We start from the raw sequence: 16002 nt of genomic DNA, 5'->3' as shown, positions 1-16002 counted from the left end.
CCATTGTGTACTGCTCTAGGACGGGCTAATGGCATAGCCCTGAACTTGGGGTCATACTCCGATACTAGAAATAGATTTCGGTTTAATCACCCAAGAATCCCACCGGCTTCAGCCGTGGGAGTGTCAAACACTCAGGGCCTTCATAGCTCGGCGAATTAACATAGGGCAACACTTCGAAGGCAACCATCTGTTCTGACGGATACGGCGTCAGAAGGCCCTGAACATCGTGACTGGAACTTGCCTCAACATTGAGCCAAAGGGATTCCTTGTCTGCCGGCAAGATCACAGGCATACGCTGATGTATTGTCTCATCATCAGCTAAAACCAGGCAGCGTTTTTGCTCGAGAGATTTGCGAAAGCTCGGCTTTTCGCCTAAAGTCTCTCCTCGAGCATTGATCATCTTGCTTCCCAAATGTTCATCCTTAGCCCAAGAAGGTATAAGGCCCCAGCGAAACATCCGAAGATAGTTGCAGTCGTTCTCTCGTACAACTACAGGAACCAGCTGAGACGGTGCTATATTGAAGCGCGGCTCAAACTCAAATTCAAGTTGGACAAAATCAAATCGTTTTTCAAGATCTTTGACCTGGATCAAGGAAAATCGACCGCACATCCTGACATTCAACCTTTCTAATTTAACAGGATCCTTCATTATTCTTAGGAAGCCCACATACGACTCTTGTTCAAATTTATTTGAAACGCCATGATGGTACACATAATAAGACTCCCACTTTAAGTGGGAGTTGTTCTCATACCTTGCTTCGTAGGGAGGGAGAATCCATCCTTCAAAGCGATAGAATTTGTTATGGGCTAGGCACTACGACGAAAGTGTCCACAGGACACTTTCGTCACCGAAGCCCAAATGTTCGACTTTAACTGAACAAGTCCACTTGATGCTGCTCTTAGATCATCTTTAATCCTTTATTTTATCAGCTTAGAGAGTTCCTTGAAAAGAGGCGTCCCCGATTGCTTCAAGATATCAAAAAGTAGGGTTTCCGTATTTGATATGACTGCTCCCATCTCTGACATAAGTGATAGTCCGTTGCGGTAATTTTCTTTCGTTCTTGAGCATACGGCATCACTAGCTACAAAAACCTGGTAACCTTGAGATAATAAATCCCTTACAGTTTGAAATACACAAACATGAGTTTCCATTCCCGTAATAATAATTTTTTTCCTTCCGATACCTTGGAGTGCAGAAGTCACTTCGCTGGTAAAGCCACTAAAGGTACTCTTTTCGATAGTTAAGGAACCTTCGAGATTGCTGCTGACATCAGAAACTGTTTTCCCCAAACCCTTAGGATATTGTTCCGTTGCAATGATTGGCGCTCCGATTTTTTTCATAATTGAAATTAAGATATTCGTGTTTTGAATAACCTTTTCCCCATATTTCATTGAAGGTACCAAACGTTCTTGGATATCAATAGCCATCAACACTGCTTCTTCTCCGTTTAAACAGTATTTTTCCATAATATCACGCCCCCTTAAAATTTTTTTCTTCCCTAATAGGCTAGTTGAGTATGTTGCTAGATCATCGGTCCTTGGCTTCGAGGTCACTCGGCCAATCCACACTTGCAGGAGCATGCGTAACGAGCTGCACAGTATGGCGATAAACTCATCCGCTTATCCTCATTGGCCTGCGGTTCACGTCAGGTGTTACCAGGAGATTTTAAGAAGAGCAACTCTATATACGTTTTATTCTAGCCTTATCCGCTTCATGTCTTTACAAGTATTAACCTGCTCATAAAGTTTTATTAATATTGCGTTAATACTCAACGTATATAATTAAGGAAGGGTAGCGCTCAGGAAAAGAGGTGAGGCTATTACTGCGTATTGGGTCCGAGACGTCATTACTTAAAATGAGCTGCTTATTTTAGCTTATAAAGGAGGCTGTATCAATGACCCCGCAATACAGGTATTCTCTCTTAAATACTACGGAAGCTACATATTACCTTGAAGTATCAAGGTTTAAATTTAAGAAACTTATTAAAGAAGGACATTTAAACCCCCAAATTTGGACCATTCGAAACGGAAAAGAACTTCAGTTTTTTGATCCGCTGGAATTAACTAAAGTCAAAAAGATGCTCAAAAAAGAAGGATACCACTACCTTAACGCCTAAAAAGTCAGCTCTCCTCTCTTAACAGAATATCATAATGCAGGCTTTCCATAAATCCTGGAAGCCTGCTTTTTTTTATAATTTTTCTTAATAGTCACTCCAAACAAATTCATCTAAGCCAAAGATTATGTCCATCTTAGCCCCAGACTTAGTATATAATGGTATTAAGTTAAATTCAGGCCGGTTGAGGAAGGTAGGGATGCTATTGGGCTATGTATCAGCCAAAAAACCAACTGCTCCGTCCGGAGGTTGGTCCGACCTTTGGAAACAAGAAGATTATTGGGCAATGTGGTTGGGTCTTACAATTGTAGTATTAGCCATCGCTTTTTGGAGTCTAGGAAATGACTTTCTGAACCGGATTGTCCTTAAAGTACCAAACTATAGTGATTATAGAACTGCTGTTACTTACATCAGCAGTCATAAAAGTGCTCTTTTTACCCTCTACTTATTTTTTCTTGTTTTATTTACAATTGCCGTTAAAGCGCTCACTGGAGAAGTAAAACGCTTTATAGTAGGATTCAGCTTTCTTTTTTTCTTGAGTGTTCTTGTTTCAGTGTGGGGTTCTTGGGATGTGATGAAGCGCTATAACTTTGAAACTCCCCTTCTCGCCCTCGTCGTAGGCCTTATCATCAGTAATTTCCTAAAGATACCTTATTGGTTAAGTACGGCACTCCAAACTCAGTTTTACGTAAAAATCGGGATTGTATTAATGGGAGCTTCCCTGCCGTTTATTCTAATTCTTCAAGCTGGTTCCACCGCTTTTGCTCAGGCAACAATCATTGCTGTTGCTACCTTCCTGACCATATACTGGACAGGGACACGACTTTTCTCCCTTGATAAGCGCTTCGCTGCAACTCTGGCAGCAGGAGGTTCTATCTGTGGCGTTTCTGCTTCTATTGCTATGGGAGGGACTGTTAAAGCTGAAAAGCAACATGTGTCAATGGCCATTTCTTTGGTTATTCTTTGCTCCATCATCATGATTTTCATTCTCCCCCTGGCCATTAAAGCCCTGAATATTTTGCCTGGTCCGGCAGGAGCTTTGATCGGAACCGCTGAATTTGCTGATGCTCCCGGCATGGCGGCAGCGGCAGCCATTAATGAACAAGCCATCAAAACGTTCACACTCATGAAAGTTGTGGGTCGTGATATGTTTATTGGGATCTGGTGTTTTATTATGGCTCTTACGTCGATCACAAGATGGGATAAACGATATCGTGACACAAACCCAAATGCTCTTGATATTTGGATTCGCTTCCCAAAATTCGTTTTAGGATTCATTATTGCCTCGATCATCATAACCTTTTTAGCAGCGTCTTCTGATGTAATGACTGCCAAAACACTTGATGAAACTATTATTAATCCGATTATCGAATTACGAAATTGGACATTTATCTTCACCTTTCTCTCCATCGGTTTGTCCAGCCGCCTGAAGGAACTTGCTTCCGTTGGATGGAAACCGTTTGCAGCTTTCACTGCCGGCGTATTGGTCAATATTCCTCTAGGCTATTTGTTGTCGGTGGTAATTATGGGGAACTATTGGACAACAATTAAATAATACGTAATAAGCGATAACATAGTGAACTCGTCCTGCTAAAGCTGAACGCCGGGATTTCGGTAAGGAGCTCTACTCCAGCGAAGGAAGATATGGGACGCTCCCACTTATAGAAGAGAGAATCTTAAGATTGGATAAATAGTTAAAATGATAATTGATGTTAATAATTTTGACTTTGCTCGAAACTCTCTGCAGATAATTGTCTGCGAGGGTTTTTTTTATCCAGTTTTTACGACCCCACTTCGAGTTCACTGCCACTCTCCAAGACATTTTGGCAGGACAATTTGTCACAAGTGACAAATTGTCACGATTCCGGAAAATCAAAAGCTTCCATATTAAAGCACTAAGAGGCCTATCTAAGCGAATCTTTATCTAGAATAAACTTGGCATAATTATTGCTTATATGATTATATCGAAATCAAACTAATAGGTTTCATGTATCCAGTAAACGTTTTAAACCCCTTCAGAGAACAGTCCTCATTATTCTTTATGCAATGAAGCTTAGAACAACGGGAAAGTATTAACAGTTGCTGGATACAGAAAATGCAAAGGGAGTGATTTAGGGGAATTTTAACAAGAACCTCGCTCAAGATAACTAAAAGATCATATCGAAAAGCAAAAGGAGTGCAGAACCAATGAGTACTAATATGAAGACCCAAACAAGGCCATCAGGCGGATTGGGGGATTTATTTAAGAAAGAGGATTATTGGGCAGTATGGTTAGGCCTTGGCATCGTTGTCGTTGCTCTTTTATTATGGACCTCCGGCAACACCTTTATTAAATCCATCTCTGTAAATTTCCCGGGAAACTGGACTGATTTTAGTAAAATAGCCGCCTTCCTTTCGGCCAATCTCATGAATCTTTTCCTGTTATGGTTAGTATTCACCGTAATTTTTACCGTAGCCATTAAAACCCTAGGGCATAAAGTTGGGCAATTTATCCTCGGTTTTACAATCATCTTTATTGCCAGTATCGTCATCTATATTCTAGGCGCAAGCAAATTTTCCAATCACTATAATCTGGAGTCTCCCCTTTGGGCTTTGGTCATCGGAATGATTATAGCTAATCTGTTTAACCTGCCGGAATGGTTTAATACCTCATTAAGAACGGAATTCTATGTCAAGACAGGAATTGTTCTCTTAGGAGCGACTCTTCCTTTTACAATGATTATGCAAGCCGGACCGGCCGCCTTTCTGCAAGCAACGGTTATTGCTGTGTCCACTTATTTAACGATTTATTTTGTAGGCACACGTGTTTTGAAACTCGATCACCGTTTTGCAGCGACCTTAGCCGCCGGCGGATCAATCTGTGGTGTTTCGGCTTCTATCGCCATCGGCAGTGCGGTCAAATCCGAAAAGCAGCATGTTTCTGTTGCTATTTCCTTGGTTGTCGTCTGGGCTATCGTTATGGTTATTGGCTTGCCTTTTGTCATTAAAGCCTTTGGAATTCCTGATGGCCCCGGCGGTGCATGGATTGGAACCTCAGAATTTGCTGATGCCGCCGGAATGGCTGCAGCTGCGGCCATTAGTGAACAAGCTATCAGAACCTTTACGCTTATGAAGGTCGTAGGCCGTGATATGTGGATTGGAATCTGGTGCTTCATTATGGCTTTAATTTCTGTAACAAAATGGGAAAAAGACGAAAGTAATGCCAAACCCCAAGCCGGTGAAATCTGGTACCGTTTTCCCAAATTTGTTATTGGTTTCTTCATAGCATCTATACTCTTAACAATTATTGTGGCAACATCCAGCCCTCATGCCGCCGCCTCTGTAACGGCAGATGTTATAAACCCTATAAAAGTATTAAGAAGTTGGACCTTCATTTTCACCTTCCTCTGCATCGGTTTAACAACTCGTTTTCGCGATTTAACATCCGTAGGCTGGAAGCCTTTTGCGGCTTTCACAGCCGGCGTTTGTGTCAACGTTCCCTTAGGATTCATCTTCTCTACCATTATTCTCGGAGGTTTCTGGCAATTAGTTAAGTGATCTTTAAAATTGAATCAACCCTTCTTGCAGCCTCAGGCGAAAGAGCGGCAAGTAGCTGCACTTATGCTGGAGGAAAATATTCAGTCGAAGGTTATAGTTCTGATAGGGCAAAAAAACCTTCGCAAAGGTTTTTTTGCCCTATACCTATAGTCGGAAAAACGTTAAAATAAAACGGAGAACATGTTTGTTTGCAGGTTCAGTGTAACGATATAGATTGATTGGGGAATAGGAGTCAGACCAATGAATATTAACAACGAGACCTGTGTACAACGAGTAATTATCCAATTCTATCATCAAAATTTTCCTAAACTTAAGAACAAAGAAAACAAGCTTATAACCGAAGTGACACTGGGGAAAGACATCGGGCCGGAGGATATCAGATTATGGAAGAACTATTTGACGGACCGCTTAGAAAATATCGCCCGGATGATGGAAGTACTCCTGGAAGCTCATGATGACTGGGCCATCACCGGAAGGAAAGGCTTTGTCCAAATGGAAACCCAATCCTTTGAGGTTAATAATGTTATTAATGTTTTGAGCAGCCATGGCTTCCACAAAGATGAGTACATCATCAAGTTGGAGTACACCCGCAAATGGGGAGTCCTTTAAGCCTTGTTTCTGAAAATCACATTATATCCATTACTATAATGCGAATAATTGTTCTTACCTGCTAAAACGGCTATGGATGTTGACTAAAAAAGGTCTGCATCCTTTTTTTGTCTTATTCTTTTTCCTTAAAATTCATGGCAGGGAGACAAAAGTATTCGGACTCGTGCTACACTAGAAGTAGATAGTCATTGTGGGAAATTAAGACAGCGGATGGAGGCCAAAGGGTGAAAAACAGCTCAATTCCTTGGTGGATGCGGATCAAAGTTCATTTTTTGTTATTTGGTGTCACCATGTCCATTCTCCCACTCTTCTTTCTTGGGTATTTAGGTTTTACGTCCGTAAGTCAAAATCTTGAAAAAGATATATACGCTCAGAATTTTGAACAGGTGACAGTCCTGGCCCATGAAATAAATGATACCTTTACAAATCTCGAAAACAGTCTTATCCTTACCAAAACGACAAGTGCCTGCGCCCTCGTCGGAAACGATAAAATGTCGCGACAGATCATTTTAGAAACTCTTTTGCAAAAGGAGCCCTTGATCGAAGAAATAAAGGTTACCGACGCAAATTATAAGGTCATCGATCAAATTTCTCTTCACGAAGAAATAACACAGCCTTCCCCTGCGCTTAAACTTGAGAATCCCATTTCCCCGGATATGTTTTCGGCAATCAGCAACGTGTTTTTCTCTAGTGACAAGCGCCCGAAAATCTATTTAACAGTAACCGTTCAGGATCCTGCAACAAAGCGAAAAATCGGGTATCTCCAAGCCAAAATTGACGTCACGACCATTATCAACAACTACCACAATCTCCAATTAGGTAACGGCGAATACATATTTTTAGTTGATCAGACTGGAAATTTAATTGGCACAACAGATTCCGCACGCATGTCGCATACCGAAAAAATCCGCGAAAATCCCGCTGTCCAAAGCTTTATAGAAGGAAAAGCCTATTCTCAAGGAAGCGAGTATAAAAGTCTCAGCGGTGTACCCGTTGTTGGAGCCTTTGCCTCCGTGGGGATACCAAATTGGGCAGTGGTTATTGAACAACCCGCTCATGAAGCTAATAAACCAATTTATGATTTTGCCTTACGTCTCATCATGATCGCCATATTGATCATGGCTTTAGTCATGATTTTGAGTATTGCCTTTGGCTTACAGGTCGTTCATCCCATTGAAAACCTTGAAACCCAAGTCCAGCAAATCATTTCAACCGGAAACTTAGAGTCCCATATTCCAATTGAAAGCTGGGATGAAATCGGCAGATTGGTTAAATCCTTTAACCAGTTGTTGAACTTCCTTGATCAGAAAAACGAAAACTTAAAGAATGAAAAAGAGCTTTTGACTACTGTTGTCGATGGAATTGGCGCCGGGATGGTTCTCTTGAATCCGGAGAAAAAGATTATTTGGTGGAATACGAAGTTTGCGGAGTGGTTCGGAGAACTTTTAGCAAACCTTCCCTGTGACCAAGTTATTAACAGTCAAAGCATACAGGACGTCCAGCCAGAAAACGGCCGTACTCTTTCTGTGTTTGTGCACGAAGAACGCCATCATTTTCGTCAGATGTATTACAATTTATTACCGGATAATCCGGAGAATGCAGCTTACTTGTTATTGCTTGAAGACGTTACTCAGGAAGTAGAAATGGAAGCCCGCATGATTGAAACCGATAAAATGGCAGCCATTGGTTTATTGGCCTCAGGGGTAGCTCATGAGATCAACAATCCTCTGGCAATCGTCGCAGCCCATTGTGAAGACTTACTGGACCGTATGACTGAAGATGGCCAGGAACCAACTTATGAGGAAATTAAAACCGGCTTCAACGTCGTCTTGGAGCAAATCGTTCGCTGCAAGCAGATTACGGATCGTTTGCTTGGATTTGCCCGTAAACGCAATGAAAATGCCAATGACCTCATTGATATAGGCGCCGCCAGCCTTCAGGCATTAGAACTTTTAGCCCATAAAGCGAAGCAAAAGCAACTGAAAATCCAACTCCAAATAGAAAATAGCCTTTACTCCCTAGGCAATGAAAATGAATGGCAGCAAGTTGTCCTCAATCTGCTTACCAATGCCTTGGATGCTTCTTCTGAAGGTGGAATAATCGAGGTTAAAGGCCGCCGCGAGAGGGAAACTATCAATTTCATAGTACAGGATTATGGCGAGGGAATCTCTCATACCAATCTGAAGAAAGCCCTTGACCCCTTCTTTACAACGAAATCCGTCGGCCAAGGAACGGGATTAGGGTTATATGTCAGCTACGGAATTGTTCTGAAAATGCAAGGCACAATGTCATTAGAAAGTACAGAAGGTCAAGGAACATGTGTGAAAATAACCTTGCCCTTCCATAAGGCAGGTGATTAAAACTGATGAAATTTCAGCAAAAAGTACTGATCTTAGACGATGAGGAAGCGTTGCGGAGCATAATAGCCCAGCGCTTAAAGCGTAGAGGCTACGAAATATTAGAAGCCGGCACCGCTCAAGAAGGCCTAACATTTCTCAAGGATACTCAGCTTGATGCTGTCCTTCTGGATATCAAGCTGCCGGATGGTGATGGACTTAACCTTTTACCGACCTTTAAACAAATCCAACCTGATCTTCAGGTCGTTATGTTAACCGGGAATGGTACGATTGAATCCGCCATTGAAGCGATGAAACTGGGAGCATATGATTACCTGACCAAACCTTGTAACTTGTCTGAACTTGAAATTACGCTGCAAAAAGCTCTTGAAAAACGAGAGTTATTGCGTGAAAATAAAGGACTAAGGCAAGCTGTGAACCGTCAAACCCCAGAACTGAAAATAATCGCCGAAAGTGCACCCATGACGGCACTTCTTGAAATGACCGAAAAGGTTGCTCAAACCGATGCCTCTGTCCTCATTCAGGGAGAAAGCGGGGTAGGCAAAGAGTTAATCGCTAAAACCATTCATCTCTGCAGCTCGCGAGTTAACATGTCTTTCATTCCAGTAAACTCCGGGGCCATTCCAGAACCTTTAATTGAGAGTGAACTTTTCGGACATGAAAAAGGAGCCTTTACTGGTGCAGGAACTCAGAAAATTGGTTTAGTTGAAATGGCTGATAAAGGGACCCTCTTCCTCGATGAAATCGGGGAAATGCCTTTATCCATTCAGATTAAATTATTAAGGTTCTTAGAAAGTGGTGAATTCCGGCGTGTCGGGGATACTCGTCTGCGGCGGGTAAACGTTAGGATTGTTGCGGCAACCAATCGAGACCTTCGTCAGGAAGTCAGTCAGGGAAAGTTTCGCGAGGATTTGTTCTACCGTTTAAACGGCTTAACTTTAATTGTTCCTCCTTTGCGTGAACGTCGGGGCGATATCCTTCCTCTGGCTAACTATTTTCTTGAGAACCAAAGCAATAAATTTCGCCAGCCTGCTTACAGTTTGTTGCCTGAAACCAAGGAACAGCTTCTCAAATATAGTTATCCCGGTAATGTTCGTGAACTTTTCCATCTCATTGAACGCGGACGGATTTTAGCCGTCGACGGAAAGATAGCCCCTAAAGACATTTGGGGGGACTCAGAACAAATTCAGCAAACACCTTCTTCCTTTGATTCAGACGAAGAATTTTTTAATCTTTTCCGTAATAATCATTATCCAACTTTAGAAGACGTTGAAAAGCACTACATCGCTGCTGCTCTCAAAAGGTCCAAAGGCAATAAAACTCAAACAGCCAGCTTATTAGGCATCAGCGTGCGAAATCTGTATCGAAAGTTACAGAGTTATGAGAGTGAGCCATCTAACCATTAACTATGATAGATTTGACGAAAGTGTCATGTAGACTCTTTGCTGAAAGCAAGCCCATAACAAACTCTTTCGCGGCCGAAGGATAGACTCTACCCCGAAGCAGGGTACGGGAACCACTTCCGCTTGTAGAAGTGGAAGTCTTACAAATAGATAAATTAATACTTGAGTCAAAAACAAACTTTGCTTTAATTATTGCTTGAATATTAAGGAGGATTTATCAACAAATGGACAAACAAAAAAGAGTCGCAGCAATTCATGATATCTCTTGTGTCGGCAGGTGTTCCCTAACGGTGGCTCTGCCAATTCTCTCGGCAGCCGGGTTTGATACCGGCGTCTTGCCCACAGCGATCTTATCCACCCATACCGGAGGTTTCGAAGGGTTTACCTATAGAGATTTAACAAGCGATATTGAACCCATCTCTAAACATTGGCAGTCACTCAATCTGAAATTTGACGCTTTATACAGCGGATTTTTAGGGTCCTTTGAGCAAATTGATTTAGTGGCAGGCCTCTTTGACACATTTCGAAACAACGAAACTCTCGTCATGGTCGATCCGGTTATGGCAGACAATGGGATTTTATATTCCGTTTACTCTCCGGAAATGGCCAAGGGAATGAGTAAATTATGCGCTAAAGCAGATATTATCGTACCAAATCTGACGGAAGCCGCTTTTCTCTTAGAAGAGGAATACATCGGGGAAAATTACTCCCAGGAGTATATTGAAGCACTGCTAAAAAGGCTCTCAGCTCTGGGAGCGAAAAAGGTTGTCCTAACGGGTGTTTCCTTTGAAAAGAACAAATTAGGAGCCGCCTCCTTTGAGAGCAGCACAGAGAAAATCAGCTATGCCTTCAATGAAAAAGTTGACGGCTACTTCCACGGCACAGGAGACGTTTTCAGCAGTGCCTTATTATCAGGGCTGTTAAATGATTTTTCCCTTGAAGATGCCTTGCAAATTGCTGTGAACTACACTCTTAAGTGTATACGCTTGACGGAAAATTTAGGGTTGGAGAAACGCTACGGCGTTTGCTTTGAAAGAGCCATCCCCTATCTTATCCAACAATTGGGACTGCAGGCTGAATAACTCAATAAGACGACTACAAACAGCGCCCTCGTCTACAATGACGAAGGCGCTTTCTATCTTGCAATGTTTATTTTCAAATGTTTCCTTCAAACGCATCCAATAAACATTCACATTCTAATTTTCGTCCTATTGCTTGTTCTTTCAGTTTCCCTCTTAACTCACTAGCCCTCTTTTCCCATGCTGCAATTTCCTCTTTTAGCAGGATTTTGAATTGTTCCTTAGTCGGTCCTTTTGCCATTCCTCTAACCTCCCAATATTATTGGTAAAATATGGTTTTATGTATTGCTAATTAGACATCAACTAAGCAATTTCCTGCTTTGAGAAAAATTCTATATAAGCCATTAGAATTAGTGAACACTAAAAAAGAGCTCTCCATGCAGTGGAGAGCTTCTTTGATCAGTTTACATTCGGTAGAAACGTCCTTGACCTTGATCACTTTATTTCCTTACTAACTTAAGAAATTCTCTCATAAAACCAGGAAGATCAGGCCAAGCGTGACCGGAAACGATATTGTTGTCAACATGAAGTGTTTCTTTAGTATACGTTGCACCTAAACTCTCCACATCAAGGCTGCAAGCTGTGTAAGCCGTCATGGTACGCCCTTGGAAATACTTTTTATCGTTTAAAGCACTCAGCACAAGAGCTGCGTGACAGATTACCCCTACTGGCTTGCCAGCCTCCAAGAAATGCCCAACAATGCGGGGAATATTCTCATCAAGTCGAATATACTCCGGAGCGCGGCCGCCGGGAATAATCAAACCATCATATTGGGTTGGAACAACATCAACAAAAGAAATATGAGATTCCAGCTGATATCCAGGTTTCTCAGTATATGTTTCCCAGCCCTCAAAATCATGAACAACGGTACGCAGCACTTTCTTGTTTGGCGAAGCAATAACAGCTCCAAATCCTTCTTCTAAAACGCGAAAATAGGGATAGTAAATTTCGAGAGCTTCTACGGCATCACCGGCAATGATCAGAATCTTTTTCGACATCTAAAATCCTCCTTCAGTAATATAAATAACATATTTTTATTATATAACATAAGAGCTGAACGCAGGGAACAAAATTAGAATATTTATTCAATTGCAATTACGCGCAATCGCATTTATTATGGGCTAGCTTTAGCTGAACGAGTTCACTATTTCTCAATGAATTGCCTTCTGATCACTTCACATTACTCTCAGAGAATCTTATATCTTGACAGCAGTTCAAAAAGGTGTATTATTGTATTAAGCGCTTAATACAATAATACACGAGGTGATCGCATGCCATGGGATTTGAAATCTGACAGACCCATTTATACCCAGCTTGTCGAACAAATCAAGCTGATGGTGTTTTCCGGAACTTATCCGCCAGGGTCAAAACTGCCTTCAGTACGGGATATGGCACAAGAAGCTGCGGTAAATCCCAATACCATGCAAAGAGCTCTGGCAAAATTAGAGGAAGACGGCCTCATAATAACCCACCGCACCAGCGGTCGGTCGATAACGGAGGATGCGAGTATGATTGAAGTTGCTAAAACTAAGCTGGCTCGGGATCAAATCTTCGAGTTTTTAGAAAAAATGCGGCTAATGGGCTTTGAGCAAAAGGAGATTTTAACAATTATCACAACTATGGCAAAGGAGCTGAAGTAATGAGCACTATTTTTGAATGCAGCGGCCTGACAAAGAAATTCGGCAGCAAAACAGCCTTATCTGATGTTGATCTAAAAATTGAACGCGGGCAAATTGTAGGACTTCTCGGCCCTAACGGCAGCGGAAAAAGCACCCTCATTAAGCTTGCCAACGAACTCTTAACTCCCACTTCCGGTCAAATCCTCATTGGCGGCCAACAACCTGGCATTGAAACCAAGAAAATTGTGTCATATCTACCGGAAAGAACTTATCTGAATGATTGGATGCGCGTTCGGCAAATCATTGAATTTTTCTCTGATTTCTATGATAATTTTAAAGCCGAAAAGGCTTATGATATGCTTAAACGCCTGAATATCAGCCCTGATGACCGGCTGAAAACCATGTCTAAAGGAACAAAGGAGAAAGTACAGCTCATTCTTGTGATGAGCAGAGAAGCAGAGCTTTACTTTTTAGATGAACCTATAGGCGGGGTCGACCCGGCGGCAAGGGATTATATTCTGGAAACAATTTTAAGTAATTATAATGAAAATGCCACGGTGATTATCTCTTCCCACCTTATAGCGGATATTGAAAAAATATTAGACTATGTCATCTTTCTCAATCAAGGCAAAGTGGTTATGACCTCTTCAGTCGACGACATCCGCGATGCCAAAGGAAAATCTGTAGATCTCTTGTTCAGGGAGGTATTCAAATGCTAACCAAACTTTTAAAATACGAGGTTAAGGCAACAGGAAGACTATTCCTTCCTATCTTTCTTTCTCTGCTGGTCTTTGCCGCTATAAATAAAATGCTTTTCGCTTTTAAACATCCAACATGGACCACACCTGCAGTTATAACTATGATTATTTATAGCATTATTATGGCTGCAATGTTCGTGATGACCTTTACTGTCATGATTCAACGTTTTCATAAAAACCTGTTAACTGATGAAGGCTATTTAATGTATACGCTTCCCGTAAAGTCCTGGCAGCATATTATGAGTAAACTTCTGATATCTATGATGTGGATTATTGCCAGTGCCATCACAGCCATGCTTTCGATTGAAATAATCACTTACAAACCAGGAACTCTCGGCGCCATCCTACAGGCTTTAGCCGCAATTTATAAGCAAATGATAGGACATTTTGGGGCTTCTGACTACTTTTTGCTGTTTGAGTTAATCTTAGGTGGTTTGATGACCTTGGCATCATGTATTTTAATTGTTTACGCTTCCATAGCTATCGGACATCTGTTCGCTCGCCATAAAATACTATCATCCCTCGGAGCCTTTATTGGTCTCACGACACTAAGTCAAATCTATCTCGTACTTGCCTTTCAGGTACCGAGAATAGCCCACTTTGCTGGTTTTTCGCTCTTTAATATTACTTCCAATAAGTTCGTCCACTCAGAACTAATTTTTGCATGCGGATTCATTCTGATTGCAATTCCATGTGCAGCTTACTTTGCTGTGACCAACTATATTTTGAGCAGACGCCTAAATCTGGAGTAAACTCGGAAGTCTACGATTGGATAGATATGCAAATGATCGGAACCCTCCCGCAGCTCCATTTTGGGCGGCGGGAGGGTTCTTTTTCCATTGGGCAATTAAACTTCTGCTCTCTTCGTCAGTTGTTTCACCATTTTCTCCAGATCAATTCCAGATACATTTTTTAACATCTTCGGAGCGGTTCGGCAACCTTACCGGCCAATTCAGGCAGCATTTTAACGATAATGTCTAATTGTTAATAGCCCTTGCAACTATAAAAGCGATCATTTCCTTTTGTCTGGAAAACGATCGCTTCTTTTAATCATTCTCATAAGTGTTCATTCAAGAAAGAACTCACCGTAGGCGAACTGAACATATTCGATTGCGACCTTGGTCTTTAGCCTGATACAGTTTTTGGTCTGCTGCTTTAACTAGATTCATGTGATTTTCTCCAAATGTAGGCATAATAGTAGCTAAACCAAGGCTAATGGTAATGTAGGAAACAAGACTTTGGCAACTTTCCTTAGGCACTTATCGCCTTGCAAATGACCATAACTGTCATTGTAGCGTTTAAAATTATCGATATCCACAAGGATTAGGGAAAGGTCTTTTCCTTCTCGCAGACAGCGGTTCCATTCTTTTTTAAAAGTATTTTCAAAGGAACGCCTATTGGAAATTCCCGTAACCTCATCAATTGTCGCAAGACGTTTTAATCGTTGGTTCGCTGTTTTTAACTGCTCCTGAAACTTTAACATCTTCTGATTAGCTAAATTGACACTCCCACGGCTGAAGCCGGTGGGATTCTTGGGTGATTAAACCAAAATCTATTTCTAGTATCGGAGTATGACCCCAAGTTCAGGGCTATGCCATTAGCCCGTCCTAGAGCAGTACACAATGGTACTCTAGGCTGATAGCCTGTTACCAGCTACCACAGTTGCTGAGATTATATTTATCGCCCCAACTCGATCTCGATGAGCCTTAAATCCACATTCACATTGATACTTTCTGTCTTTAGCATGGTTACGTTTACCACAAGACGGGCATGTTTGGCTAGTGTATTTTGGATTGACGTATTCAACTCGAATACCTTCCAGAAAGGCCTTGTACTCGATAAACGATGCTAGGCGATAGAAGCTCCAAGTATGTAGATTCTTCTCGTTTTTACGGCTTGTTCTTGCCGTCTGGCGTATACCAGAAAGTTTTTCTAATCGAATGACTCCCACATTGTTTTCTTTCGCGAAATTTACGATCTGTCGGCTCACTTTATGGTCAGTATCGTTCATCCAACGTTGTTCTTTATCATGGCGTTTTCGTATAGCTTTGAGTTTCTTCAGTTTGCCAAGTTTTCTACGAACTGACCGATATTTACGCTTGATAAACTTATTTTGTCTGCCATTACCGAAGAATTTAGTTTTACCAGATTCAGTTGTAGTCACAGCAGGAACTTTAAGCCCTAAATCAACACCCATAACCTTATCGGCTATATTGAGTTGTTTAGCAGCTTCAACAGCGATTTGAGCCATATAGTTACCTGACTTTTGCGTTATTCTAAGGCTGCCCAATTTACCGATCAGCCGTTCTTGCTGATAATTCGTTAGGATAGCTTCAATCTCAAGACGCTGTGATTTGCCGTCAATAATTACAGGAAACGAGAGTATATTGCCTTTAATGGCATAGTTTTGATTGTTCCAGATAGCTACCGCTTTTTTGAGTATAGGGACTTTAATTTCTTTCTGTTCTTCAGGTTTTAGTTTGGCGTTTGCTTTAACCGTTTTTTTGTACGTCGTGAAAACACTCT

General features: G+C 41.6%; 17 protein-coding genes. 10 read left to right on the top strand and 7 right to left on the bottom strand.

Annotation, left to right across the window (positions count from 1 at the left end; all coding sequences use genetic code 11):
• Positions 1-82: 82 nt before the first annotated feature.
• Together B5771_RS00075 and B5771_RS00070 are read right to left on the bottom strand one after the other, a co-directional pair.
• Positions 83-712 carry an SOS response-associated peptidase gene (locus B5771_RS00075; RefSeq protein WP_242966679.1) on the bottom strand — a complete coding sequence of 210 codons (630 nt, stop codon included), beginning with the start codon at positions 710-712 and terminating at the stop codon, positions 83-85.
• A 206-nt stretch (positions 713-918) separates the two neighbouring features.
• Positions 919-1467: an isochorismatase family protein gene (locus tag B5771_RS00070; RefSeq protein WP_047808550.1), complete on the bottom strand. Its 549-nt coding sequence runs from the start codon at positions 1465-1467 to the stop codon at positions 919-921.
• Between the two features lie 428 nt (positions 1468-1895).
• On the opposite strand from B5771_RS00070, the gene B5771_RS00065 reads away from it, so the two are divergent.
• The 7 genes from B5771_RS00065 to B5771_RS00035 all read left to right on the top strand — a co-directional run bounded on the left by B5771_RS00065 (position 1896) and on the right by B5771_RS00035 (position 11102).
• Positions 1896-2117: a hypothetical protein gene (locus B5771_RS00065; protein ID WP_047808549.1), complete on the top strand. Its 222-nt coding sequence runs from the start codon at positions 1896-1898 to the stop codon at positions 2115-2117.
• A 202-nt stretch (positions 2118-2319) separates the two neighbouring features.
• A complete protein-coding gene (locus B5771_RS00060; protein ID WP_088185724.1) occupies positions 2320-3669 on the top strand; it encodes a putative sulfate exporter family transporter in 1350 nt (449 codons plus the stop codon).
• Positions 3670-4301: 632 nt separating this feature from the next.
• Positions 4302-5651, top strand: a complete 1350-nt coding sequence (locus B5771_RS00055; RefSeq protein ID WP_088185723.1) for a putative sulfate exporter family transporter — start codon at positions 4302-4304, stop codon at positions 5649-5651.
• 240 nt (positions 5652-5891) lie between these two features.
• Complete coding sequence (locus B5771_RS00050) at positions 5892-6260, top strand: hypothetical protein (protein ID WP_088185722.1); 369 nt, start codon at positions 5892-5894, stop codon at positions 6258-6260.
• Positions 6261-6484: 224 nt separating this feature from the next.
• On the top strand, positions 6485-8620 hold the full coding sequence (locus B5771_RS00045) for an ATP-binding protein (RefSeq protein WP_088185721.1): 2136 nt from the start codon (positions 6485-6487) through the stop codon (positions 8618-8620).
• A 5-nt stretch (positions 8621-8625) separates the two neighbouring features.
• Complete coding sequence (locus B5771_RS00040; RefSeq protein ID WP_088185720.1) at positions 8626-10023, top strand: sigma-54 dependent transcriptional regulator; 1398 nt, start codon at positions 8626-8628, stop codon at positions 10021-10023.
• 221 nt (positions 10024-10244) lie between these two features.
• Positions 10245-11102, top strand: a complete 858-nt coding sequence (locus B5771_RS00035; RefSeq protein ID WP_088185719.1) for a pyridoxamine kinase — start codon at positions 10245-10247, stop codon at positions 11100-11102.
• A gap of 73 nt (positions 11103-11175) precedes the next feature.
• On the opposite strand, the gene B5771_RS24020 is transcribed toward B5771_RS00035, so the two are convergent.
• Positions 11176-11340: a hypothetical protein gene (locus B5771_RS24020; RefSeq protein WP_161796410.1), complete on the bottom strand. Its 165-nt coding sequence runs from the start codon at positions 11338-11340 to the stop codon at positions 11176-11178.
• Positions 11341-11539: 199 nt separating this feature from the next.
• Positions 11540-12097: a DJ-1/PfpI family protein gene (locus B5771_RS00030; RefSeq protein WP_047808546.1), complete on the bottom strand. Its 558-nt coding sequence runs from the start codon at positions 12095-12097 to the stop codon at positions 11540-11542.
• Between the two features lie 273 nt (positions 12098-12370).
• Here B5771_RS00030 and B5771_RS00025 point away from each other — a divergent pair, with 273 nt between their 5' ends.
• From B5771_RS00025 to B5771_RS00015, 3 genes are read left to right on the top strand one after another with little or no spacing between them, the layout of a single operon-like run.
• Complete coding sequence (locus B5771_RS00025) at positions 12371-12739, top strand: GntR family transcriptional regulator (RefSeq protein WP_088185718.1); 369 nt, start codon at positions 12371-12373, stop codon at positions 12737-12739.
• Complete coding sequence (locus B5771_RS00020) at positions 12739-13437, top strand: ABC transporter ATP-binding protein (RefSeq protein ID WP_088185717.1); 699 nt, start codon at positions 12739-12741, stop codon at positions 13435-13437. The genes B5771_RS00025 and B5771_RS00020 overlap by 1 nt, the downstream gene beginning before the upstream one ends.
• Entirely contained in the window at positions 13431-14228 is a 798-nt protein-coding gene (locus B5771_RS00015) for a hypothetical protein (RefSeq protein ID WP_088185716.1), read from the top strand. Before B5771_RS00020 ends, B5771_RS00015 begins: the two co-directional genes overlap by 7 nt.
• A 330-nt stretch (positions 14229-14558) precedes the next feature.
• Here the strand turns inward: B5771_RS00015 and B5771_RS24595 are convergent, their stop codons facing one another.
• The 3 genes from B5771_RS24595 to B5771_RS00005 form a co-directional block, all read right to left on the bottom strand.
• Positions 14559-14669 carry a hypothetical protein gene (locus tag B5771_RS24595; protein ID WP_242966678.1) on the bottom strand — a complete coding sequence of 37 codons (111 nt, stop codon included), beginning with the start codon at positions 14667-14669 and terminating at the stop codon, positions 14559-14561.
• Positions 14670-14677: 8 nt separating this feature from the next.
• Positions 14678-14959, bottom strand: coding sequence for a GGDEF domain-containing protein (locus B5771_RS00010; protein ID WP_242966677.1), 282 nt, complete (start codon positions 14957-14959; stop codon positions 14678-14680).
• Positions 14960-15106: 147 nt separating this feature from the next.
• A partial coding sequence (locus tag B5771_RS00005) for an RNA-guided endonuclease TnpB family protein (RefSeq protein WP_088185715.1) occupies positions 15107-16002 on the bottom strand: 896 nt, incomplete at its 5' end.

Source organism: Desulfosporosinus sp. FKA, assembly GCF_002196785.1.
In the GTDB taxonomy this organism is placed as follows: domain Bacteria; phylum Bacillota; class Desulfitobacteriia; order Desulfitobacteriales; family Desulfitobacteriaceae; genus Desulfosporosinus; species Desulfosporosinus acididurans.
Note: the sequence above shows the minus strand (reverse complement) of the source record. Positions and strands in the feature narration are given on the sequence as shown.